Annotated in this window: 19 protein-coding genes and 1 pseudogene; 9 read left to right on the plus strand and 11 right to left on the minus strand. The window is 61.8% G+C overall.

The features are described from left to right. Positions 1-148: 148 nt before the first annotated feature. Positions 149-1,093: a penicillin-insensitive murein endopeptidase gene (gene mepA / locus FXV83_RS01670; RefSeq protein WP_148737137.1), complete on the minus strand. Its 945-nt coding sequence runs from the start codon at positions 1,091-1,093 to the stop codon at positions 149-151. A gap of 482 nt (positions 1,094-1,575) precedes the next feature. Here mepA and FXV83_RS01675 point away from each other — a divergent pair, with 482 nt between their 5' ends. After that, positions 1,576-3,741 (plus strand): EAL domain-containing protein, encoded by a 2,166-nt coding sequence (locus tag FXV83_RS01675; RefSeq protein ID WP_148737139.1) that lies wholly within the window; start codon positions 1,576-1,578, stop codon positions 3,739-3,741. A 385-nt stretch (positions 3,742-4,126) separates the two neighbouring features. After that, complete coding sequence (locus tag FXV83_RS01680) at positions 4,127-5,767, plus strand: amidase family protein (protein WP_148737141.1); 1,641 nt, start codon at positions 4,127-4,129, stop codon at positions 5,765-5,767. 235 nt (positions 5,768-6,002) lie between these two features. On the opposite strand, the gene FXV83_RS01685 is transcribed toward FXV83_RS01680, so the two are convergent. From FXV83_RS01685 to FXV83_RS01695, 3 genes are all read right to left on the minus strand, one after another. Next, positions 6,003-6,209: a hypothetical protein gene (locus FXV83_RS01685; protein WP_347341021.1), complete on the minus strand. Its 207-nt coding sequence runs from the start codon at positions 6,207-6,209 to the stop codon at positions 6,003-6,005. A gap of 210 nt (positions 6,210-6,419) precedes the next feature. Beyond that, complete coding sequence (locus FXV83_RS01690) at positions 6,420-7,319, minus strand: GNAT family N-acetyltransferase (protein ID WP_148737143.1); 900 nt, start codon at positions 7,317-7,319, stop codon at positions 6,420-6,422. A gap of 89 nt (positions 7,320-7,408) precedes the next feature. Beyond that, entirely contained in the window at positions 7,409-8,785 is a 1,377-nt protein-coding gene (locus FXV83_RS01695) for an FAD-binding oxidoreductase (RefSeq protein WP_148737145.1), read from the minus strand. 107 nt (positions 8,786-8,892) lie between these two features. Between FXV83_RS01695 and FXV83_RS01700 the strand changes: the two genes are divergently transcribed. From FXV83_RS01700 to FXV83_RS42350, 4 genes are all read left to right on the plus strand, one after another. Continuing rightward, a complete protein-coding gene (locus FXV83_RS01700; RefSeq protein WP_148737147.1) occupies positions 8,893-9,801 on the plus strand; it encodes a LysR substrate-binding domain-containing protein in 909 nt (302 codons plus the stop codon). A 170-nt stretch (positions 9,802-9,971) separates the two neighbouring features. Next, a complete protein-coding gene (locus FXV83_RS01705) occupies positions 9,972-10,550 on the plus strand; it encodes a YdeI/OmpD-associated family protein (protein WP_148737149.1) in 579 nt (192 codons plus the stop codon). 554 nt (positions 10,551-11,104) lie between these two features. Next, a complete protein-coding gene (locus FXV83_RS01710) occupies positions 11,105-11,869 on the plus strand; it encodes a C13 family peptidase (protein WP_235939280.1) in 765 nt (254 codons plus the stop codon). A gap of 263 nt (positions 11,870-12,132) precedes the next feature. After that, complete coding sequence (locus tag FXV83_RS42350) at positions 12,133-12,282, plus strand: hypothetical protein (RefSeq protein ID WP_187435582.1); 150 nt, start codon at positions 12,133-12,135, stop codon at positions 12,280-12,282. Positions 12,283-12,367: 85 nt separating this feature from the next. On the opposite strand, the gene FXV83_RS01715 is transcribed toward FXV83_RS42350, so the two are convergent. The 5 genes from FXV83_RS01715 to FXV83_RS01735 form a co-directional block, all read right to left on the minus strand. Beyond that, positions 12,368-13,045, minus strand: coding sequence for an IS3 family transposase (locus tag FXV83_RS01715; RefSeq protein ID WP_148737151.1), 678 nt, complete (start codon positions 13,043-13,045; stop codon positions 12,368-12,370). Then, complete coding sequence (locus FXV83_RS01720; RefSeq protein WP_148737153.1) at positions 13,042-13,221, minus strand: hypothetical protein; 180 nt, start codon at positions 13,219-13,221, stop codon at positions 13,042-13,044. The genes FXV83_RS01715 and FXV83_RS01720 overlap by 4 nt, the downstream gene beginning before the upstream one ends. After that, positions 13,218-13,619: a helix-turn-helix domain-containing protein gene (locus tag FXV83_RS01725; protein ID WP_148737155.1), complete on the minus strand. Its 402-nt coding sequence runs from the start codon at positions 13,617-13,619 to the stop codon at positions 13,218-13,220. The genes FXV83_RS01720 and FXV83_RS01725 overlap by 4 nt, the downstream gene beginning before the upstream one ends. A gap of 446 nt (positions 13,620-14,065) precedes the next feature. Continuing rightward, the gene (locus tag FXV83_RS01730) at positions 14,066-14,437 is read right to left on the minus strand and encodes a hypothetical protein (RefSeq protein WP_148737157.1); all 372 of its coding nucleotides are present in this window, start codon (positions 14,435-14,437) and stop codon (positions 14,066-14,068) included. Positions 14,438-14,642: 205 nt separating this feature from the next. Further along, complete coding sequence (locus FXV83_RS01735; RefSeq protein ID WP_148737159.1) at positions 14,643-14,876, minus strand: hypothetical protein; 234 nt, start codon at positions 14,874-14,876, stop codon at positions 14,643-14,645. A 318-nt stretch (positions 14,877-15,194) separates the two neighbouring features. On the opposite strand from FXV83_RS01735, the gene FXV83_RS01740 reads away from it, so the two are divergent. From FXV83_RS01740 to FXV83_RS01750, 3 genes and pseudogenes are all read left to right on the plus strand, one after another. Then, a complete protein-coding gene (locus FXV83_RS01740) occupies positions 15,195-17,873 on the plus strand; it encodes an arylsulfatase (protein WP_187435583.1) in 2,679 nt (892 codons plus the stop codon). A 175-nt stretch (positions 17,874-18,048) separates the two neighbouring features. After that, a pseudogene (locus FXV83_RS01745) lies at positions 18,049-19,124 on the plus strand (SphA family protein). A 258-nt stretch (positions 19,125-19,382) separates the two neighbouring features. Continuing rightward, positions 19,383-21,698 carry a tetratricopeptide repeat protein gene (locus FXV83_RS01750; protein WP_347341022.1) on the plus strand — a complete coding sequence of 772 codons (2,316 nt, stop codon included), beginning with the start codon at positions 19,383-19,385 and terminating at the stop codon, positions 21,696-21,698. Between the two features lie 282 nt (positions 21,699-21,980). Here FXV83_RS01750 and FXV83_RS01755 read toward each other — a convergent pair whose 3' ends face one another. Together FXV83_RS01755 and FXV83_RS01760 are read right to left on the minus strand one after the other, a co-directional pair. Further along, a complete protein-coding gene (locus tag FXV83_RS01755) occupies positions 21,981-22,838 on the minus strand; it encodes an IS3 family transposase (RefSeq protein ID WP_148737165.1) in 858 nt (285 codons plus the stop codon). Further along, positions 22,835-23,236 (minus strand): transposase, encoded by a 402-nt coding sequence (locus tag FXV83_RS01760; protein ID WP_148737167.1) that lies wholly within the window; start codon positions 23,234-23,236, stop codon positions 22,835-22,837. Before FXV83_RS01760 ends, FXV83_RS01755 begins: the two co-directional genes overlap by 4 nt. Positions 23,237-23,498 lie beyond the last annotated feature (262 nt).

Raw genomic sequence — 23,498 nt, forward strand, 5'->3', positions numbered from 1 at the left:
GGCGAAGGCCGGGACCCATAGCTACAAATCGTAGTTTTGTGAAGATTCGTGGTTGCCAGTTCACGCCACAGCTTCTTCCGGGCGTATGGGTCCCGGCCTTCGCCGGGACGACAGTTGAGAGCTCGGTATCAGCGCGCACGCACGCGCCCTACGGCCTCACATCCGCCGCGCGCAGCACGGCCTTGCATGCCGCCGGCATCTGCGCCAGCGTCATCGGCGGCTTCGGCTTTGGCGGCTCCGGCGGCGGCTTCGGGTGCAACACCGCATCGGAGAACCAATAGGCGAGATCGGACTCCTTGCAGCCTTCGTCTTCGGACTGCGACGGCTGGCCTTCGCATTCGCCGGCACCTGGCGGGCAGTGCATGCGGATGTGGAAGTGATAGTCGTGGCCCCACCACGGCCGGATCTTCGACAGCCATGAGCGGTCGCCCTTGGCCTCGCGGCACAGCGCCTTCTTGATCGCGGCATTGACGAAGATGCGTTGCACCGCCGGCTCTTGCGCGGCGTCGCGCAGCACCAGCACGTGACCGGGGGTGAACACCTTTGGATCGATGTCGAGCCGGTCCTGCCGCACCATCATCACCGCCGACATCTCCTCGCGCTCCTCGCGGGAGAGGCGATGGTCCGGCATCGGTGTCAGCCAGATGTCGGCATCGAGGCCGATCTGATGGCTGGCGTGGCCGGACAGCGCAGGCCCGCCGCGCGGCTGGGCGACGTCGCCGACCAGGATGCCCGGCCAGCCGGCGTCCTTGCGCGCCCTGGCGGCGAGCCGCTTGATCAGCGCGATCATCTCGGGATGACCATAATTGCGATTGCGCGAAAGCCGCATCACCTGCCAAGTGTCGCCGTTCAGCGGCATTTGCTCGGCGCCGCCGATGCAGCCCTTGACGTAGGAGCCGATGACGTGCGCCGGCCCTTTCGACGGCAACAGTTTTCGCGCGAACAGCTCCTTGGCACCGAGCTTGGGATCGTTCGGGTTGGCGAGCTGCGGCAGCGCCTTTGGATTGACGCTGCCCTTGTCCTGGGCCAGCGAAGCGCCGGCGGTCAGGAGCGCCGTAACAAGCAGCAGAGGGATGATGCGGCGGCGACTCATGCTGACGTTCTTATAGCCCAACGTCGCGTCGGGGTTAAGAAGCAGGCTTTCCGCAGGGATATCGTCCAAAAGTCGCAGGTCTTGGCGCGCGCCGGCCGATTTCTTAACGCTGCGATAACCCTGTCCTGCATTGACCAAAATTCGTGCGTGGGACGCGCGTTCTCTCCCGTCTGCATGCATTGGCGCGCCAGTCCGGAAAGGATTCAAGCGAGCGCGCAATTTTGCGCCAAGCCTGGCGCTGATTGCGACGACGGGATAGGTTTAGCGTGCCGGCTGGCGCTGCCGCGCCTCGCAAACGGGCAATAAGGGCCGCTTGATGTGGGCCACAGGACCGTGAGTCCAATCCTCGATCGATCGAAATTACCTTTTTTTCAGACACTTGCTTCAAGACTTGACCTCTAAAGACCTGCGGCCGGCGGGCGCGACTGGGGCGTATCAAGTTGAGTTTGGGGTTTCGACCATCAAAAAAGCGAAAGCGCAGCGTGCTTGCTCGGGCGGGCCATGGGCGCAAGCCGAGATTCGCGCGCGCGTCTCGTCCGTCCGTCCAGATCGACGAACTCGTGCAGAGCCGCGCGGAGGCGGATGCCGCGATTGCGGAGGCGCATAAGGCGCATGAGCGTCTGCGCCAGGCCATCGATATCCTGCCGCAGGGAATCGTGTTTCTCGATTCCGACGGCCGCTATGTGCTCTGGAACAAGAAATACGCGGAGATCTACAGCAAGACCGCGGATCTGTTCGAGGAAGGCGCGCGGCTCGAAGACACGCTGCGCATCGGCGTTGCGCGCGGCGACTATCCCGAGGCCGCCGGCCACGAGGACGAGTGGATCGCCGAGCGACTGCAAAAACTCTATCAGCCCGGCGCGCGCCATGAGCAGAAACTGGCGGACGGCCGCGTCATCCTGATCGACGAGCGGCTGACCGACGATGGCGGCGTGGTCGGCCTGCGCGTCGACATCACCGAATTGAAGCAGCGCGAGGCGTCCTTCCGCCTGCTGTTCGACGGCAATCCCGTTCCCATGATCGTCTGCGCGCTGGACGACGAGCGCATTCTCGGCGTCAACGATGCCGCGGTCGCGCATTACGGCTACAGCCGCGCCGAGTTCGAGCAGCTGACGATCCGCTCCTTGCAGGCCTTCGACAGTGAACCGCCCTGGACCACCGATCGCTCCAGCGAAGAGCAGGCCGGGCGCACCTGGAAGCACGTCAAGGCCGACGGCGCGCTGATCGATCTGGCGATCTATTCCCGCGAGCTGACCTATGCCGAGCGGCCCGCGGTGTTGCTTGCGCTGATGGACATCACCGAGCGCAAGCGCGCCGAGGCGCGGCTCGCCTTCATGGCCCAGCATGACGGACTGACCGGGCTGCCGAACCGCAACCTGCTGCGTCAGCAGGTCGACGAAATGCTCGCGCATACCCGCCGCAGCACCGACAAGGTCGCGCTGCTGATGCTGGGGCTGGACAATTTCAAGGCGGTCAACGACACGCTGGGACACGCGATCGGCGACAAGCTGCTGCGCGGCGTCGCCAAACGGCTGCGCTCGGGCTTGCGCGAGGACGACGCGCTGGCGCGGCTCAATTCGGACGAGTTCGCGATCGTGCAGAGCGGGCTGGCGCGCCCCGAGGACGCGGTGTTGTTGGCCAAGCGCCTGCTGGAGGCTATCGCCGATCCCTATCTGCTCGAAGGCCATTCCGTGGTGATCAACGCCTCGATCGGCATTGCGATGGCGCCGGGCGACGGTGAAGATTCCGAAAAGCTGCTCAAGAGCGCCGACATGGCGCTGTCGCGCGCCAAGCTGGACGCCCGCGGCAGCTTCGCGTTCTTCGAGGCCGCGCTCGACGCCAAAGCGCAGAGCCGCCGCAAGATCGAGGTCGAGCTGCGCGACGCGATCCAGAACGACGTGCTGCGGCCGTATTATCAGCCGCTGGTCGATCTCTCCAGCGGGCGCGTCACCGGTTTCGAGGCGCTGGTGCGCTGGCCGCATGCGGAGCGCGGCATGGTCTCGCCGGCCGAGTTCATTCCGGTCGCCGAGGACACCGGCCTGATCAACCCGCTCGGCGGCCTGATGCTGCGCCGCGCCTGCCTTGATGCCGCGACATGGCCGGACGATGTCCGTGTTGCCGTCAATCTGTCGCCGCTGCAGTTCCGCAGCGGCAATCTGCTCTCGGTGGTGACGGATGCCCTCAAGCATTCCAGCCTGCCGCCGCGCCGGCTCGAGCTCGAGATCACCGAGACGCTGCTGTTGGAGAAGAGCGCGCAGGTGCTGGCGACGCTGCACGCGCTGCGCGCGCTCGGCGTGCGCATCTCGATGGACGATTTCGGCACCGGCTATTCCAGCCTCAGCTATCTGCGCAGCTTCCCCTTCGACAAGATCAAGATCGACCAGGTCTTCGTGCGCGATCTCGGTGCCAACCGCGAGGCGCAGGCGATCATCCGCTCCATCGTCAGCCTCGGCAAAGGCTTAGGCGTCACCATCACCGCCGAGGGCGTCGAGACCGAGGCCGAGCTGAGCTGCCTGCGGGCCGAAGGCTGCGACGAAGGCCAGGGCTTTCTGTTCAGCAAGGCCCGGCCCAATGCCGAGATCATCAGCCTCTTGGCGGCGCAGCGCGGCATCGACGGTGCGGACGAAGACGCAGCGCTGGTGGCGTGACGCCGCGGCCCGCGGGTTCACCTCTCCCGCTTGCGGGAGAGGTCGGCGTATCCGGGCGATGCGAAGCATCGTCCCGAGCGCCGGGTGAGGGTTCTATCCTCGCGGGGATGTTCTCAGTGTGAACTTCAGCTGCCCCATTGCGGAAGCACCCTCTCCCCAGCCCTCCCCCGCAAGCGGGGGAGGGAGCGCACCTTCAGCGTAGAGACGTCGAAATTGGCCTAACGCGCAAGGATCTCAGCTCCCCGCCAAAATCGCCTTGCCGACATCCTCGCAATGCGTATCGCGCGCCTGGATCTGCTGCGCGATCGCAATCAGCTTGTCGCGCAACCAGATTTAATTCTACCGTCTGTAGCGCAATCCTGGGAGGCCGCCCACGGGGCACTTCATGAAGAAGCCAATCCGCCGCGATGTTCGCCCTGCCGCGGCTTCCGCCAACGCTGAGGTGCCGTCCATGCTGAAGCTCGAGAACGCGCCGATGAGCGATATCATCGATGCGTTGGCCGTGGGCGGGATCACCGCCACAGCGCTGGCCAAAGGCTACCTCGCACGCGTTGAGGCTTACGACCGCGACGGGCCCATGCTCAACTCGGTCCGTGCGCTCAATCCCGACGCGCTCACGATCGCCGCCAAGCTCGACGACACCAGGCCGTCGGCCAAGCGGCCGCTGGCCGGCGTCCCGATCCTGCTGAAGGACAACATCGCGACTGCCGACAAGCAGCCGACGACGGCGGGCTCGTTGGCGCTGGAGGGCGCGCGCGCCAGCGACGACGCTACAATCGTCAAGCTGTTGCGGGACGCCGGCGCGCTGATTCTGGGCAAGGCGAACCTGACGGAATTCGCCAATATGATCGCGATCGACATGCCCGCGGGCTATTCGTCGCTGGGCGGCCAGGTGAAGAACCCTTACGTGCCGACGCTGGCCGACGATCACGGCATCCCGGTCGTAGACCCGGGCGGCTCAAGCTCGGGTTCGGCGGTCGCTGCGGCCGCCGGCCTGTGTGCGGCCTCGATCGGGACCGAGACCTCGGGCTCGCTGCTGCATCCTGCCAGCCGAAATGGCCTCGTCACCGTGAAGCCGACGGTCGGACTGATCAGCCGTGCCGGCATCGTGCCGATCGCGCACAGCCAGGACACAGCAGGGCCGATGACGCGCACCGTGCGCGACGCGGCGATGCTGCTGAACGTGCTGGCCGCCAAGGACCCGCTCGACCCCACGACGGAGCGGCAACGTAGGCCGGCCGATTACACGGCCGACCTCGCACGCGATGCGATGAAGGGCGCGCGCATCGGCGTGCCGAGCGACCCCGCCGATCCGCTGAACGATTGCTACTACGGCAAGTTGCCGCCCGACGGGGCCAAGCTGATGACCGAAACGATCAAGGTGCTGGAGGATCTCGGCGCCGTCATCGTGCGCGCGAACATGCCGACGCTTGGCTGGATCGGTGGGCCGGGCACAACCATGGCCGTGCTCAACCGCAATCCCCTGAGCAGCCACAAAGGCACGGTCGCGAGGCCGCCGGTCGTCTTCCTCTACGAGCTGAAGCACGATCTCAATCTCTATCTGAAGGATTGGGCGACCAACACTAACATCAAGACCATCGCCGACATCGTCGCCTTCAACCAGGCGAACGCAGGCAAGGCGCTGCGCTTCGGCCAGGACCACTTCCTCGCGGCTGACCTGACCAGAGGCGATCTGAGCGAGCGCGAGTACAAGTCGGCGCGCGCCATGGACCTGCTCTCCGCCAGGACGCGTGGCATGGACGCCTACATGAAACAGCACAAGCTCGACGCGGTGCTGTTCGCAGGTGCCATGGGCGCCGCGATTGCCGCCAAGGCAGGCTATCCCAGCGTCATGGTGCCTGGAGGTTTCGTCTCGGGGGTCGACGGCAAGGACACGCCCGACTATCCGCTCGGCGTCACCTTCGCAGGGAGAGCCTGGAGCGAGCACAAGCTGCTGCGTCTGGCCTACGCCTATGAGCAGGCCTCCCGGGTGCGCAAGCCGCCGCCCGGCTTGCTCACGCTTTAGATGCTGTTGCTCGCGGGCTTTCGGCGCAAAGCGGACGTGCGAGCTGTTAGCGAGGTCGCCAGCGCGCGATCAGCAGACGCTCGGCATGGCACTTATTGCAGTCATGTTGCTTGGCTTGGCGTGGCCGGATTTGGTGTTGGTTCAATTGCAGGAATGCGATCTACCACAAAAGCAACCCGCTCGCGAAAAGGCTCCAATCGCCCTCTTCGGCGCAAGATTCTTGCACGATACCCGTTCACTTCGGTGCGGCCAGGCTCGGCGAGCGGAGCCATTCGCTCAGGTGCGAGGCTGTTTCGGCTTGGCGCGCCCGCCGCAAGAGCAACTCGCGGGCCGTGCTGCCAGGCAGTTCCTTCTCGGCCGCTTCCTTGAATCGTCTGGCTTCTTGTGCCAACCGTTCCTCGAACGTCGATGTGTGTTTGATACGCCTCCGCCTCTTGATCATGGGTGAGCCCTCTCACATCCTTCCCATGCCTATTCTTTATCGTTCCGTTCAATTTCGTCTGTCCGGTGCCGGACTCAAGGATCGCGATTGATCCGCTTCCAGCGCAATCGGGTATTGAGGGCGGCGTGCTGCTTGCTCCCGATATGGGCATGATGCCGATGCTGCAGCGCGGCCGGCTGGGCTCTATGCAGATGCAGGCCGGCAATTGAGCTACATGAAGCCCGGATTGCGCGGGAGGTAGCTGGCCCAAGTTCCGAATTGTCGATTCGACATCAGCAACATCGGGAACGTTAGACGCATCCCGTGGTCCGTCGCCGCCTTCAGCGCTGGCTCGCTCGCGCCCGGGACGAAAGCCGAAATGTTTGGAGAATTGCTCCGTGCCGCGACGGATAACGCGGCAGCAAACGCGGGGCTCGCGAGATCTGGCTGGCGGACCGCAAGCGGGCCGATGTGTCCTTCGGACATATAGACATACCCGACGCACTCGCTGCCGTCGTGGATGGTGAACCCGCTCGTCGTGCTGTCGCCCAGCAGATATCGATGGTGCTTCTCTCTGGGCACGCCGAGAGCACTGACATCGATGAGCGCCAGCTCATCGTACCTGGCTGTCTTGGCCGTGAGAGATTCAAGACGGAGCCGCGGCGCAGCCAGCCGCGACGCCAGGCGGTCACGAGGAGCGCTGACCATGTAGATCGGAAAGCGCGGGAATAGTCCGTGGCGGATGTAGAGGCCCTGAGACACGTTGTTGAACGTGAAGGTAATCAGCGCTTGAATGGATGCTCCGCGCATTTGTGCATGAGCGAACGCCTTGCGGATAAGCTGATTGCCAATGCCGTCGCTCTGGCGGTCGGGCGCCACGAACAGCTGAGCCAAGAACCAAAGCTCGCCACAAACCCAACTCCAGGCGAAGCCGACAATTTCTCCGTCGTCATCGGCGACCCAGAGACCCTCGGTATCGTCGCTTAGCGAAAAGGCTTGAAAGTTCGGAGGATGAGCGGATGCCATCGTTCCGAAGCCCCGCCGTTCAGTGAGTTCATTGATGCTGGCGACGACGATCTCATCGGCCCGCGTCAAGTCGTCGATGCGCGCGGGTCGGAATACGACGGCCATTTTCAAGTCCTCCTCAGGAATCAGCACGCCGGCCCCCTCCGGTCACATCCTGAATCAGGACAAGAGGACCAAAAAAATCACTTTGGCGATCAACCCAGCGGCCTGATGTTCTGGTTCATGCGGAAGAAGTTCTTCGGATCGTATTTCGCCTTGATCCGCTGCAGACGCCGGTAGTTGGGTCCATACGCAGCAGCGACGGAATCGGCCGTCTCGTCATCGTCGAGATAATTGACGTAGCGGCCGGCGGCGAAGAAGGGCTGCATGCTTTGATAGGTTTCACGCGCCCAGGCGATGCAGCGGCTCGTGTCGCTTGGCTGCATCCATTGCGCAAGTATCAGGAAGTTGTAACCCTCTTGCCGGTGCGGAAATGCCGTATCTCCCGCATCAACACGGGTCGCGGCGCCGTGGACGTGCTCAAGGAGCAGCTGCCCCATCGGGGTCGGGCAGCGCGCAAAACATTCGATCATGGTCGCAATAGCGGCGTCACTCAACTCCGTGAGAAAGTTCGATTTCCAATAGTTGAGGGCGCCTTTCGGGTAGTTGGCGTCGAGCATGCTGTTGAGCTGGCAATAGGGTATCGGCCCGACTGCGTCCATGAGCGGAGCGCCGAACTGCTTCAGCGGCCGCATGGCCTGTTCTGCGTCGGCGGCCGTACCGCAATGGCAGGTGACCAGGGCGGCTACCTCTGTGCCGGACCCGTCGGGCGCGTGGGTCAGGGTTGCAAACAGCGTGTGCTCGTCCGGCAGCGTTTGCGTGCTGGCCCGGAAGAATTCGAGCATGTCACGGGAGCGGTCTATGGGGTAGATGATTGGACCGCCCGTGACGATCGGTCCGACCAAGTGGAGGTCATATTCGAGACTGGTGGCGATCCCGAAGTTTCCGCCGCCGCCGCGGACGGCCCAAAACAGATCGGGCTCCTCCTGCTTGCTGGCCCGCAACACCTTGCCATCGGCAGTGACGAGTTCGACAGCCCGCAAATTGTCCAGTGCCAGGCCGTACTTGCCCATCAACCAGCCCAGTCCTCCGCCCAGAGTCAGCCCGGCGATCCCCGTGGTCGAGACCACGCCGCCGGTGACCGCAAGACCGTGAAGCTGCGTCTCGCGATTGACCTCGCCCCAGGTGGCCCCGCCCTGCGCCCGTACGGTCTTGCCGACAGCATCGACGTGGATGCCCTTCATTGGCGAGAGGTCGATCATGATCCCGCCGTCGATGGTCGCGCGTCCTGCCACATTATGGCCGCCGCCACGAACCGCGACCTCGAGGCCGAGCTTGGTCGCAAGAGCGACGGCATCGACGACGTCGGCCACGCTGCGGCATCTGGCAATCAATGCCGGTCGCTTGTCGACCAGCCCGTTGTGGACCCGTCTAGCCTCCTCGTAGCCCTCGTCGGCTGGTTTGAGAAGTTGTCCTGCGAAGGAGGCGCTGAGATCGGCGGCAGCGCTGGCGACAGATGCGATGGACGACATGACACGGTCTCCCCGGTTCAACCCGCGATATCCTCAGTCCTGCGCAGTCTCGGAGCAAATCCGAAGAATTCAGGTGACGATGAATTGATTTCACCTAGACTGGCCGCATGCACAAGCTGCCGCCCCTCATCGAGCTCCGCGCCTTTGAAGCTGCCGCCCGCCATCTGAGTTTCAAGAAGGCCGCGGCAGAGCTCGGCGTGACGCCAACGGCGATCAGCCATCAGATCGGGTTGCTCGAGCAGTATTGTGGTCGCGCCCTGTTCCGCCGCAGACCACGGCCGCTTTCGCTCACCGACGCAGGAGCGCGGCTGTTCCCCGCCATCCGCGGCGGGCTTGAGGTGTTTGGCGCTGCAATCGCGGCCGTCAAACAGGAAGGCGAGCAGCAGTCTCTGCGGGTGACCACGACCAATGCTTTCGCCAGCCGCTGGCTCGTGCCCCGCCTGCCCGCGTGGCGAAAGCTGCATCCCGACGTGCCGCTCGACGTCATCGGCACCGACTCGGTGCTCGATCTGCAGGCCGGAGATGGCGATGTCGCCATCCGTTATGCGACCAGCCGAGTCCGTCCGACCGACGGCATCGTCGATGATCTCTTCAGCGATACATTCTGGCCCGTCTGTAATCCGCGCTTGCTTTCGACGGGACGCCTGAAAAGACCAGCCGACCTCACAAACCACGTTCTGATCCACTCCTACTGGTCGCCGGCCGATCGTGAGCCGCCCACATGGCAGAGCTGGCTTGCCGCGGCTCAGCGCAGGTGGCGCGAGGTGCCCCAGTTCAAGGACATGCAGCACCTGAGTTTCCGGGAGGAGCTGCACGCCATCGAAGCGGTGATCGCCGGGCAGGGAGTCGGGATTTTCAGTGATGTGCTCGTGGCACGCGACCTCGCCGCCGGCACGCTCGTGAAAGCGTTCAAGCTGAGCCTGCCTGGCTACAGCTTCCATGTGGTCAGCAGGCCAAGCCATCCGCGCGCGAGGACCATCCGAGCCTTCTCGGCTTGGCTGCAGGCAGGAGCCTGATCAGCTTCGCTTGCATCTTCGAAATTTCGGCTCGGGAATCAGCTGCGGTCTTCGACAAGAATGCTCCGCAGGCCTGTTAAGGGCCAACAACAGACCTCAGCGAAGAGAGCTTGCCACGGGGCTTGTTGTCCGCAGATGGAGGCTTTGCTGCCTACGTGGTAGAGTTGCCTATGGTTCGCAAAAAGCAGCAAGCCCCGTTGGCATTTAAGAACGCATCCAAGCTAGGGGACTGGCTTGAGAAGCACCATGGCGCTGCGACCGAACTCTGGGTGCGGATCTTCAAATCGGACACGGGCGTGCCGTCGGTGACGTGGAACGAATGCGTTATTGAGTCCATCCGCGTCGGTTGGATCGATGGCCAGATGAAACCTTTCGACGACATGTCGTACTTGCAACGACTTACCCCGAGAAAGGTGAATTCCAATTGGTCGGCCAAGAACTGCCGTCATGCAACAACTCTGATCGCCGAAGGGCGGATGCTTCCCGCTGGATTGGCTCAGGTCGAAGCGGCCAAGTCGGATGGACGATGGGACACCGCGTACTCGGGCTCAGCGGACATGACTATCCCGCAAGACTTTCTCGACGCCTTGGAGGACATGCCCGCGGCGAAAGCGTTCTTCGCGATGCTCGATCGCAGAAATCTCTATTCAATCTACTATCGCCTTCATACAGCGAAGAAGCCCGAGACGCGCGACAGACGGATCGCGCAAATTGTTGCGAAACTGGATCGTGGCGAGAAGTTTCACTGACCCATGCAGCCTCTCGGAGTCAGTAAGCCATAGCGGGCAGATGATCGGCTGCACTGTGCCGCTTGTGAAGCAAAACCGGCCGTCGCTCCACCATTTCGATCCGGCATCACCCTGTTCCGCAATGGGTCAATCGCGCCGGTGCATCCTTCCCGCGATTACTTCCGGTCAACCCCGGTGAGCTGACCTCTTTAGCAGCCATCGCAAGGTCTGAAATGAGCTATGAGCCGAATCACAAGCCTGGCGCAGTCAGTCGTTCGCCCGGGCCGAGAAGCGATGCCGAGACTTCCCGGGCGAACTCGCCGTCTTGAGGTTAATGACCGGCAGAACTTTCAGAGGATTGCCCGATCGGAAGCTATCGCGCACATGGACGCGACTCCGTCAGGCTTGCTGACGTAGAGATCGCTCTCCAGGACGAATTGCATGCTCTCAAACATCGCATAGAAGCGTGAGCGTGGCTCGAGAGATACGGTTCCGATTGATGGAAATTCACCGTATCTCCGCTATTTTGTATTGAGCCGCAATTCTATGGCGGCGATCTCGAAACGAGGTTTTGCATGACCTCTCAGTCTTGGATCAGGCGGCTCTGCGCACCGCTCGTCGCTTTAATTTTGATCGTCGGGCCGGTGGTTTCGTCGGTGCGCGCTATTGAGGATGCTCGAAAGGTTGGCGTGGTATCCTTTGGCCTTTTCGGCGATCAAGGCGTGTTTAGAGCGGAGGCAACTGGCGCAGCTCAGGTCGTAGCGGGCCGTTTCGAGACTGGCGCGATCGACGTACAATACAATTCGAAGGAAGGCGGAAGTGCAACGATCGAAGCCCTGACCAGGTCGTTGCAGGTTGCAGCCAACCGCCTGGATGCCGAGAAAGATATTCTCTTTCTGATTCTCACCTCCCATGGCTCTCCCGACGGCCTTGCAATCAAGGCGGGGCGGCTCACGCAAACGCTGACGCCGTCTCGTCTCGCTGGCATACTCGCGAAGACTGGTGTGCGACACAAGGTGGTGGTCATCTCGGCTTGCTATTCCGGGGTCTTCATCCCACGTCTCGCGAACCCCGATGTGCTGGTCATCACCGCGGCCGATGCCAATCATCCGTCGTTCGGCTGTCAGGATAAGGCGAAGTGGACCTATTTCGGTGATGCTTTCTTTAACGTCGCGCTCCGGCGAGCCGTAAGCCTGAAGGATGCGTTTCTCGACGCGCGCCTGCTTGTCCGTAAGCGAGAACTGCGGGAGCAGTTCGAGCCATCGAACCCACTCATGGCAGGCGGTGAAAACGTGCAGCCATTGCTTGTCGCACGCATCAAAGGAAGCCGCCAACCTTGACGTCATTAAACACTTGGTCGACTGATCCCAATTCACGAGTCCAAGCCTACCTAAGTATGATCACTTCATACCGGCGCGCAATGGACTTAACCAAGTGCTCGGTGCTACCTATAAATCCGGATACAACGCAACGGAACCGGCCCTGCGAGCCGGCAGTTGCAGGACAAGGTCGGCGGCGTAACGCCCGCCGGCCTTTCTCACGATCTAGCGGCGCTTTGCCGCTCAAGGTGTCTACTGCCACAGTTGGCTGCGGAGAGTACGCCATGAGAAACATCGCCGATCTCCTGATGCGGTTCTGGCAGGGAAGCCAACCCGCCTTCAATACTCAGGTTGCGGCTCTGGCTGAAAACCGAGATCGATCCAGCATGGCTGATTTTGTCCGGATCCTGCAGGCCTACGATCAAGCCCTGTAAAATTACAAATTACGGTGACAGTGCTGGACTGCACCCCTTGAATGAGACACGATAATTGCAGTGACAGCGCGGTTGCCACGATGCGTTATCGTGTGTTGTTTTGCGCGAACGCGGTTTCGAACTCAAGAGGCGATTGGTATCCGAGCGCCGAGTGCAGGCGGTCTTTGTTGTAGACCTCTGCGATGAAACCGTCGATGCGGCGACGGGCGTCTTTGATGTCGGCGAAGGCGCTGCCGTTGATCTCCTCCATCTTCAGCGTCTTCATGAAGCTTTCGGCCTTGGCGTTGTCGAAGGGATTGCCAGGCCTGCTCATGCTGATTGTGATGTCGTGTTCGGCGAGCCTCTGGCGATAAGCGATGGAGGCGTATTGGGCGCCGCGATCGGAGTGGTGGATCAGGCTGCCGCGTTGCGGCTTGCGGGCCTCGATTGCCCGGTCCAATGCCGCGATCGCGAGTGAGGCATCGAGCGTGTTCTCGAAGGCCCAGCCAACCGCCTTGCGCGAGAAGGCGTCGAGGATGACCGCGAGATAGGCGAAGGTCCTGGCGAGATGGACGTAGGTGATGTCCGCGGCCCAGATCTGATCAGGGGCGGACGGCACCAGGCCGCGCACGAGATTCGGGACGACGACAATGTTCCTTGATCGCTCTGCCGGCGGCTTCAGGAATGGCGCCTTGCGCTGTGCGAGAAGATTATCCTCGCGCATGAGCCTGAGCACCTTCTTGGCATTAACGACCATGCCCTTGCGCCGGATGGTGGCGGTCACCGGTAGCCGTAGAACGGATGCTTGAGGCAAATGCGTTGCAGCTGGTCGCGCAGCTCGCAGTCGGCCGTCTCACGACTGCGTCTGTTGAGGTGCCGGTAATAGGTCGCGCGTGGCAGACCGGCCAGGCCACAGAGCCGTTGCACGTCGGCATTGGAATCCGTTGCCTCCGATGTCATGGCTTGGATGACTTCGATGATGCGGATGCGGGTTTGCCTTGCGCCACCGGCCGCTCCAGTGCGCGCAAGGCTTGCCGAAAAAAATCAAGATCCATCTGCTGGCGGCCGACCAGCCGTTCGAGTTCGGCGAAGCGGGCATTCGCTCGCGCCAGTGCAGACCGCTTGTCGTCATAGGTTGCCGGAGCTTTGAGCTTCCGGGGGCCAGGCTTCGGTCCTGGCTTGCGGTTCAATCCCTCCGGCCCTTGCGCCTTCCAGGCCTTGATCCAGTCGTGCAATATCTTACGCGATATCCCAAGCTCGCGCGCCAAAGGCAGAACGCCTTCGCCGCGCTCGACACGCTTGATCGCCTTCAGTTTGTAAGCCGTCGGAAACTGACGGTTCTTCCCTCTTGCTGCCACAGGTCATCCTCGGAAAATGCCCTGTCACCGAGATTATCGTGTCTCACTTGAGGGGTGCAGTCCAGTGCTGTCACCGTAATTCCGAGCCTTCTCGACGTGGCTGCAGGCAGGAGCCTGATCAGCTTCGCTTGCATCTTGTCTGTTCGGGGGTCAGCTGCGGGTCTTCGACGAAGAATATTGCGCAGGTGGGCTATGGGCCCAGACTCGGACATGCACATACTTCCAGGCGCAGCGACCTTGCCGAAGATGCCGGCCGACCTGGCCGATCCATCACGTTCGACGCCGGGCGCAAATGACAAGAAGACCCGCGCCTGCGAGCAGGCGGCAAATGATTTTCATGACGCAAGTCTTCCGTCATCTGAGAAAGGGCCGACGCGCTTAAAAAATGAATTAGCAGGGCCGCTTCGAATAATAGGTACGGACCGCAAATGCTCCTCGGCCGCCTCTTACAGCTTGCTTCGGTTCTTGCTCGCTCCGCGCAATTTTGGAGCGGAGGGCGGCGATTTCGCCCAATCTGCCATTTGCATGCAGGTCAGCAGGTCGACATAGCTGTCACTGCCGCCAGCCGTCGCCTCGCCTTCGCATTGGCTTCGAAGAGTGTCGGAATTTTGGAGCCACAGAATATTGAGCTGTTGCAGCGCGTTATTTTCGTCACGCATGCAATCCTCGTAGCTCTGCGGCAGATCCAGGCCCATCTCCTTATCAGTGGCTACGGTTGCCTTGCACGTCGCCTCGACATTGAGATCGGGGACGCGATCGCTGACGGGAATCGTGAATTGGCCGCCCATCATCGCCAATGATAACAGCGCTACCTTCATGTAAAAAACTCCCAAGGAGATCTCACCGAAGCGAAGAACCGAGACACCTCCGAGCGAGACTACATTGATTCAGATCAAGCAGTCCTGGAAACGACGGTGAATTGGCTGCTCCTCAATAGTTGTCGGCACAGCCACATTTCAAGACGGACAATCTGTCAAAGGCGCCGTTGAACGGAGGTCATCGCACCTTCGCGATGCGTTCCCTTCAGAACTGGCCCGGTTGAGCCGGCGGAGCCGGCCAATCAGAACGCAAATTTCTTGGGTTAAGCCGATCGAACAGGTCCTGTCGCAAAGGCCCGGCCGTATTCGCGGTCGCCGCGGGCGATTTGACATGGCGCGTATCTTGCGCGACCGTGGTCTTCGTTTGGATGGTCTTGGAAAATGCTGCCGTCGTCAGCGCAGCTTCAAGGGCACAAACAAATACAATCAGGCGCATCATTGGATAGACCTCGCATTGTAACCGACGGACGTTCCAGGTCGCACGTGTTATCAACAGGGTGCACTGCCACAAGCTGAGATTCCGCCCGCATTCAATGACTTGTCGGGCAAGACGACATGTCACATCCGGCGGGCGGTCGACAAAATATCGCGCGAGCGCCTTCCAGGAAGGCTTTGACCTAAATCAAGACACAGCTCCAGGTCCGACGGGAGAATGCGTCTTGGTTCTATTTTTGTCGCGCCTAGATTTTCCGCATGCCGAATACTGCAAGCTCATCGTCGAGCAACTTGTTTCGATCGGATTGGACAAGGCATCATGATGAAAGCAAAGACAATTCTTGGCGCCTTATGCGCAACATTTCTTACTTCGATTTCGGCGGGCGCTCAGCAGATCAACGGCGTTCCGGGCTCGCCAAGTGCCACCACGACAATTCCCGGCGATCAACTGCCCGCGCCGCCGGAGAAATTCGGCGGCAAGATCGAGCGCGACGCGACGAAATCAAAACCGTACTGGCCCGCGCGCATCGTCCCCCCGAAGGGTGCACCGAACGTGCTTTTGATCATCACCGACGATTCCGGCTATGGCGTGCCGAGTACATTCGGCGGCGTCATTCCCACGCCGGCACTCGACCGGATTGCGCGCGACGGCCTGCGCTACACCAATTTCCACTCCACCGCGCTGTGCTCGCCGACCCGCGCGGCGCTGATCACCGGTCGCAACCATCACTCGGTCGGCTACGGCGTGATCGCCGAGCAAGCCACCGGCTATCCCGGCTATGACAGCATCATCACCAAGGACAAGGCCACCATCGGCCGCATCCTGAAGGACAATGGCTACCATACCGCCTGGTTCGGCAAGAACCATAACACGCCGGAATATCAGGCGAGCCAAGCGGGACCGTTCAATCAGTGGCCGACCGGCATGGGCTTTGAGTATTTTTACGGCTTCATGGGCGGCGACACCAACCAATGGGAGCCGGGCAACCTCGTCCAGAACACCACGCCGATCTATCCCTACGTCGGAAAGCCCGGCTGGAATCTGATGACGGCGATGGCGGACGAAGCAATCGACTACGTCAACCGCATCAACGCTCTGTCGCCCGACCAGCCCTTCCTGATCAAGTTCGCGCCGGGTGCGACGCATGCGCCGCACCATCCGACGCCGGAGTGGGTCAAGAAGATCAGCGACATGAAGCTGTTCGATCAGGGCTGGAACAAGTTGCGCGAGACGATCTTCGCCAACCAAAAGAAACTTGGCGTCATTCCGCAGGATGCCAAGCTGACGCCGTGGCCGAAGGACCTGATCAAGGAATGGGACCAGCTCAACCCGGACGAAAAGAAGCTGTTCATCCGGCAGGTCGAAATCTTCGCCGCCTACGTCGCTTACGCCGACAACGAGATCGGCCGCGTCATCCAGGCAATCGACGATCTCGGCAAGCTCGATAACACGATCGTCATTTATATCAACGGCGACAACGGCACCAGCGCAGAGGGTCAGCCGAACGGCACGCCGAACGAAGTGGCGATGTTCAACGGAGCCAATCCCGGGGTCGAGGAGCAACTCAAATACTTCTATGACGTCTGGGGCACCGACCGCACCTACAACCACATGTCGATTGGCTGGGCGTGGACGTTCGATACGCCGTTCTCCTGGACCAAGCAGATCGTGTCGCATTTCGGCGGCACCCGCCAGGGCATGGCGATTTCATGGCCGAAGGTGATCACGGACAAGGGCGGGATCCGCCATCAATTCCATCATGTCATCGATGTCGTGCCGACCATCCTGGAAGCGGCGCATATCCAGCAGCCGAAAGTCGTCGATGGAATCAAGCAGAGCCCGATCGAGGGCGTCAGCATGATGTATACCTTCGACAAGAAGAACGCGAACGCGCCATCGACCCACAAGACACAGTACTTCGAGATGTTCGCCGATCGCGCGATCTACAATGAAGGCTGGATCGCCAGCACCAAGGTGCTGCGGCCGCCATGGGTCACGGTTGCCAAACTACCAAGCCCGGCGGATTATCCTTGGGAGCTTTACGATCTCAAGAACGACTGGACGCAGTATGAAGACGTTGCCGCCAAGAATCCTGCCAAGCTGAAGGAGCTGCAAGAACTGTTCCTGAAGGAAGCGCAGAAATACCAGGTGCTGCCGCTCGATTCGTCGGTGGTAGGGCGGTTGGTTACACCGCGGCCAAGCCTCAGTGCCGGCCGCACCTCCTTCACCTGGACGCGGCCGCTCACCGGCACACCGAACGGCGATGCGCCGAGCCTGCTCAACGCCTCCTACAATTTCAAGGTCGATGTCGAGGTTCTGCAAGGCGGCGCCGAGGGCATGCTGATCACGCAGGGCGGCCGGTTCGGTGGCTACGGCTTCTACGTGCTGAAGAACAAGCCGGTGTTCACCTGGAATCTGGTCGACCTCAAGCGGGTGCGCTGGGAAGGGCCGGACCTGACGTCTGGCAAGCACGTGATCGAGTTCGACTTCAAATATGACGGCCTGGGACCGGGGACCATGGTGTTCGGCAACTACAGCGGCGTTGGAGCCGGCGGCACCGGGGTACTGAAGGTCGACGGGACCGCTGTCGCGACCGAGAAGGTGGAGCATACGCTTCCCTTCATCCTGCAATGGGATGAGGCGCTCGATATCGGATCGGACACCGGCACGCCGGTCGACGACAACGATTACAGCACGCCGTTCACTTTCACCGGCAAGCTGAACAGGATCACGTTGAACATCGACCGGCCGAGACTCAGTCCGGAAGACATCAAGCGTCTCGAAGCCGCGGCACGCGCAGCCGGTGATGGCCCGTCAACCGATGGCGGCAAAGCCTCGACGGAAACCGCGGCACCGCAGGTCTCGGGCGATATCGGCCTGGACCTGCTTCAGAAGGTCGAGCTGCGTCTCGACAAGCGGGAGGGTTGCCGCAAGCAGGCCGAGGTGCAAGGTCTCGGACGTCTCGAGCGGATACAGTTCGTCCGCAACTGCACGCAGTGAGATGGCAACGGGCAAATTCTCATCGAGAGACCTCATTGTGCAATGCGCAGCGTGTCGGACAATGTGTGACATGAATGCGTCAAGCGCCAAAGATCGACGAACTCAGCATGTTTGGCGTGGTGCGTCGCAAGCATGGGGAGTTGAATAGGGTGATCGGTGGTCGGGGGAGGCGTCGATGGTAGCGGTCAACTCGAACTCGAGGCTCAGCTTCGCGCTGCGAGAGGTACGTCTGGGTGCGGCCGCCGCCCTACTGGTCGGGGATTCTGTTCAGACCGCTCACGCAGATGAAAGCGGCGTGTCGTTCTGGCTTCCAGGCCAATTCGGCAGCCTTGCGGCGGTGCCCCAGACACCCGGCTGGTCCTTGGGCACGGTTTACTATCACACCTCTGTCGGAGGCTCAGGCGCAGTCGCTGCCGCGCGAGAGATCCAGATCGGCAGAATTCCGGCGACCGTCAATGTCAGCTTGAACGCGAGCCTGAATGCACACGCGGATCTCCTGATCCTGGCGCCGACCTATACGTTCGGAACTCCCGTGCTGGGCGGACAATTGGCCGCGGGTGTTACGGGTATATTCGGAAGAAATGCCGTTGGCGTCGACGGGACGTTGACGGCGAACGTTGGCCCGTTCGGCGCGTTTCGAACTGGCAGTATCTCAGATTCGCTGACATCGGTCGGCGACCTCTATCCGATGGTGACGCTGAAGTGGAACGACGGCGTTCATAATTGGATGACCTATGCGACGGGCGATGTTCCCGTCGGCGCCTATGATCCGACCCGACTCGCCAACATCGGGATCGGTCACGGCGCAATCGACGGTGGCGGCGGATATACCTACCTCAATCCCGCGGCGGGACAGGAATTCTCCGGCGTTGCCGGGTTCACGTATAATTTCAAAAACCGGACACACAGTATCAAAGCGGCGTCGATTTCCATTTCGACTGGGGCGCATCCAAGTTTCTCTCGAAGCAGGCCTTCGTGGGTCTCGTCGGATATGTTTACCAGCAGGTCACCGACGATTCCGGTCAGCATCCGATCCTGGGCAGCTTCCGGTCGCGGGTCATTGGTATGGGTCCCCAGTTCGACTACCTGTTCCCGGTCGGCGACATGCAGGGATATCTGAACGTGAAAGCCTACGGGGAATTCGATGCGGCAAATCGGCCATCCGGCTGGAATACCTGGCTGACGTTCTCGATCTCACCGGCAGCGCCGGCCAGTACGATGACGCCAACCCGGCACATGGTGACGAAGTAGCGGGATCGAGCGAGCAGACAGCGGCGCGGCGAGGCCGTCGCAAGTGATAGCTACGTTAACCTGCCGACTTGGCGATCCCAGCGCTGGAGGGCTAAGCTGTTGGCACGCAAGCGACGAAAATACGGTGACCGCGATAGATCACGGAAGCTGGCCGCCGGAACGCCCCCGCAGGCCGAATCATCGCCGCCAATCGCTCCTCGACGATCGGAATTCGGCCTGCGGCAAAGCTGGTTCTGGGTAGCCGGAGCGATCGCAGCCGTGATTGTCGCCGCCGCCGGTTTTGGCGTGCAACAGCGCAACAGCAGCAAGCTTCAGGCACAGGGTCCGGCGGCCGCAACCTTCGTCGGCAGCCAGGCCTGTTCGGGCTGCCATCAGGCGGAAGCGAAATCATGGAGCGCATCGCAGCACAAGGCCGCGATGCAGCATGCGGCCGACCGGACGCTGCTCGGCAACTTCGACGACGCAAGCTTCGATTACTACGGCGTGCATTCCCGCTTCTTCCGCAAGGACGGGAAGTTTCTGGTCGAGACCGACGGGCCGGACGGCAAGCTCGCGTCGTTCGAGGTCAAGTACACGTTCGGCGTCGATCCGCTGCAGCAATACCTCGTTGAATTCTCCGATGGCCGCATCCAGGCGCTGTCGTTGGCCTGGGACAGCCGGCCGCAAGCCGAGGGTGGCCAGCGCTGGACCCATCTCTATCCAAACGAGCAGATCAAGCACGACGATGTCCTGCACTGGACCAGGCCAAACCAGAACTGGAATTTCATGTGCGCGGAGTGCCACTCGACCGGCGTGCACAAGAACTACGACGCCAAAGCGGACCACTTCGCGACGACCTCTGCGGAGATCAGCGTAGGTTGCGAGGCCTGTCATGGACAGGGTTCGCGGCACGTCGCCTGGGCACGCCGGCAGGAGAGCTGGTGGCCGTTCGGCAAAAGCGCGGACCCAAGCCGCGGACTGCCGGCCCGTTTCGACGAGCGCCACGGCGTGACCTGGCCGATCGATCCGGAAACCGGATCGGCACGGCGTTCGGCCGCACCCGCGATGCTTCGCAAGGAGGTGGAGACCTGCGGATTGTGCCACGCGCGTCGCGCCGGCTTCGACGAGAATTGGACACCCGGCCAATGGCTGTCGCAGACGCATCTGGTGGAAGCGCTTGCAGCGACGACCTACCACGCCGACGGCCAGACCCGCGATGTGGAAGAGCCCTATAATTATACGCCGTTCAAGCAGAGCAAGATGTTTGCCGCAGGCGTCACCTGTAGCGACTGCCACGACCCCCACAGCGCGAAACTTCGCGCCTCGGGAGATGGGGTTTGCCTGCAATGTCATGCGGCCGACAAATACGCCATCGCCAAGCATCGCCATCACGCAGATGTCAATTCGCCGCTGTCGTGCATGTCGTGCCACATGCAGGCGCGCAGCTACATGGTCGTGGATGTCAGGCACGATCACTCCTTCAGGATCCCGCGGCCGGATCTCACCGGCGCGTTTGGCGTCCCGAACGCGTGTAATGGCTGCCATGGCGACAGGTCGCCGGAATGGGCGGCCGCTTCGATCGAACAATGGTTCGGTCCCAGGCGCGGGGGCTTCCAGACCTATGCGGCGGCGTTCCATGCCGCGCGCAACGAGGCAAAGGATGCTGCCGCACTGCTTGCCGTGGTTGCGGCGGACAAGGATGCGCCGGGCGTCGCCCGCGCGAGCGCGCTGTCAGACCTTGCCTCTCGCGTCTCGCCGCAAAATTTCGCGCTCGCCCAGACAGCGCTCGCCGACCCCGATCCGATGGTGCGGATCGGCGCCCTCGACATGCTGGACGGCCTGCCGGTCAGCCAGCTCTGGCCGTTGGCATCGCCGCTTCTCTCCGATCCGGTGCGCGGCGTCCGTATCCGGGCGGTATCGCTGCTCGCACCCATCTCAATGGCTGACAGGCCTATTGCGGATCGCGAGCGCTTCGAGGCGGCAGCGGAGGAGTTTGTGGCCGCCCAGCGCCTCAACGCCGACCGGCCGGAGGCGTGCACGGCGCTGGCCAATTTCCTCGCGCAGCGCGGACAGACCACAGATGCCGAATACGAGTACAAGGCCGCGCTGCGGCTGAGCCCGCAATACGCGCCGGCCGCCGTCAATCTGGCCGACCTCTATCGGCAGGCCGGTCGCGACGGCGATGGCGAAGCTATCCTTCGCGACGCGCTTGCCGTAGACCCGCGCCGCGCGGAACTACACCATGCACTTGGGCTGGTATTGACCAGACTTAAGCGCTCGGACGAGGCTCTCGCCGAATTTCGCAAGGCGACCGAGCTCGAGCCTGATAGTTCGGCATATGCGTATGTTTACGCTGTCGCGCTGCATTCGGGGGGCCGGCGCGATGAAGCCATGATGGTGCTCAAGCCCGCCCTGGCGAAGCATCCCGGCAATCGGGAAATCCTCTCAGCGCTCATTTCGTTCAGCCGTCAGGCAGGAGATACGACCGCCGCGCTCGGTTTTGCCGAGCAACTGGCTGCCATCATGCCGGACGACCGCAACCTTGCGAGAGCTATTCAAGAACTTCGGCGAGCGGCAAGTCCGTTAGCCCGGTAATCGAATGGGGCGGATGTCCCAGTTGGGTCATTCGCGTCGTTCTAAGCGCTCGCGGGTACCCTCCGGTTTAACCCCGTGAGCGGACAATATCCGAGCCGGTCAGCGTGTCTCAAACGGGCCATTTGCGAAACTAGTCCGCAAGTTGGGCGTGCCACTGTATCAGGGCCCGGCGGTGCCATTTATACCTCGAATTACGGTGACACGAATTACGGTGACAGTGCTGGACTGCACCCCTTGAATGAGACACGATAATTGCAGTGACAGCGCGGTTGCCACGATGCGTTATCGTGTGTTGTTTTGCGCGAACGCGGTTTCGAACTCAAGAGGCGATTGGTATCCGAGCACCGAGTGCAGGCGGTCTTTGTTGTAGACCTCTGCGATGAAACCGTCGATGCGGCGACGGGCGTCTTTGATGTCGGCGAAGGCGCTGCTGTTGATCTCCTCCGTCTTCAGCGTCTTCATGAAGCTTTCGGCCTTGGCGTTGTCGAAGGGATTGCCAGGCCTGCTCATGCTGATTGTGATGTCGTGTTCGGCGAGCCTCTGGCGATAAGCGATGGAGGCGCCTTGCACGCCGCGATCGGAGTGATGGATAAGGCTGCCGGGTTGCGGCTTCCGGGCATCGAGGGCCGTCTCCAGCGCCGCAATGGCGAGCGAGGCATCAAGCGTGTTCTCAAAGGCCCATCCGACGGCCTTGCGCGAGAAGGCGTCGAGAATGACGGCGAGATAGGCAAAAGCCCTGGCGAGGTGCACATAGGTGATGTCGGCGACCCAGATTTGATCAGGCGCTGACGGCGCCAGGCCGCGCACCAGATTGGGAACGATGAGAAAGGTCGAGGGCCGATCGGCAGGTGGCTTCAGGAACGGTGCCTTGCGCTGGGCCAGCAGATTGTCCTCGCGCATAAGCCGCTGAACTTTCTTGGCATTCACCACCATGCCCTGCCGCCGAAGGACTGCGGTCACTCGCCTGTCGCCATAGAAGCGGTGCTTGAGGCAAATGCGCTGGATCAGGTCCTGCAACTCGCACTCGTCCGCCCCTTCGCCGCGCCGGGCAAGGTGCCGGTAATAGGTCGCGCGCGGCACCCCTGCGAGCTTGCACAGGCGCAGTACATCGCCTTGCGAGCCGGATGCTTCCAGCGTCATGGCTTCAATGACTTCGATGATGCGGATGCGGTTTTGCCTTGCGCTGCCGGCCGCTCCAAGGCGCGCAAGGCTTTTCGAAAAAAATCGATGTCCATCTGCTGGCGGCCCACCAGCCGTTCGAGCTCGGCAATGCGCGCGTTCGCCAGAGCAAGCGCAGAGCGCTTCGTCTCCTCCGCTTGCAGCGGTTTGAGCTTGCGCGGGCCTGGCTTCGGCCCGGGCTTACGGTTCAAGCCCTCGGGCCCGTGAGCCTTCCATGCCTTGATCCAGTCATGCAGGATCTTGCGAGGTATCCCAAGCTTGCGGGCCACAGGCAGAACGCCTTCGCCCCCCTCGGCACGCTTGATCGCCTTCAACTTGTACGCCGTCGGAAACCGACGGGTTTTTCCTCTCGCTGCCACAGGTCATCCTCAAAATGAGCCTGTCACTGCAATTATCGTGTCTCATTCAAGGGGTGCAGTCCAGCACTGTCACCGTAATTACCAACCATTGGGCCGGCATCCGAAACCCTTGTATGGGATCTATTGGTGTCAAGTAGAGAGTGTCGGTGCTGTTGAGTCATTTTGTCACGTCACCAGATTGCATTTGCGGCATGGACAGCCCCTTGCTCGGCTGCGCTGAGCGGTCAAGCCCCAAAGCCGCGTGCGGCGCGCCGAAGGCGCG

Origin of the sequence: Bradyrhizobium hipponense, from assembly GCF_008123965.1 — a bacterium.
GTDB classification, from domain to species: domain Bacteria; phylum Pseudomonadota; class Alphaproteobacteria; order Rhizobiales; family Xanthobacteraceae; genus Bradyrhizobium; species Bradyrhizobium hipponense.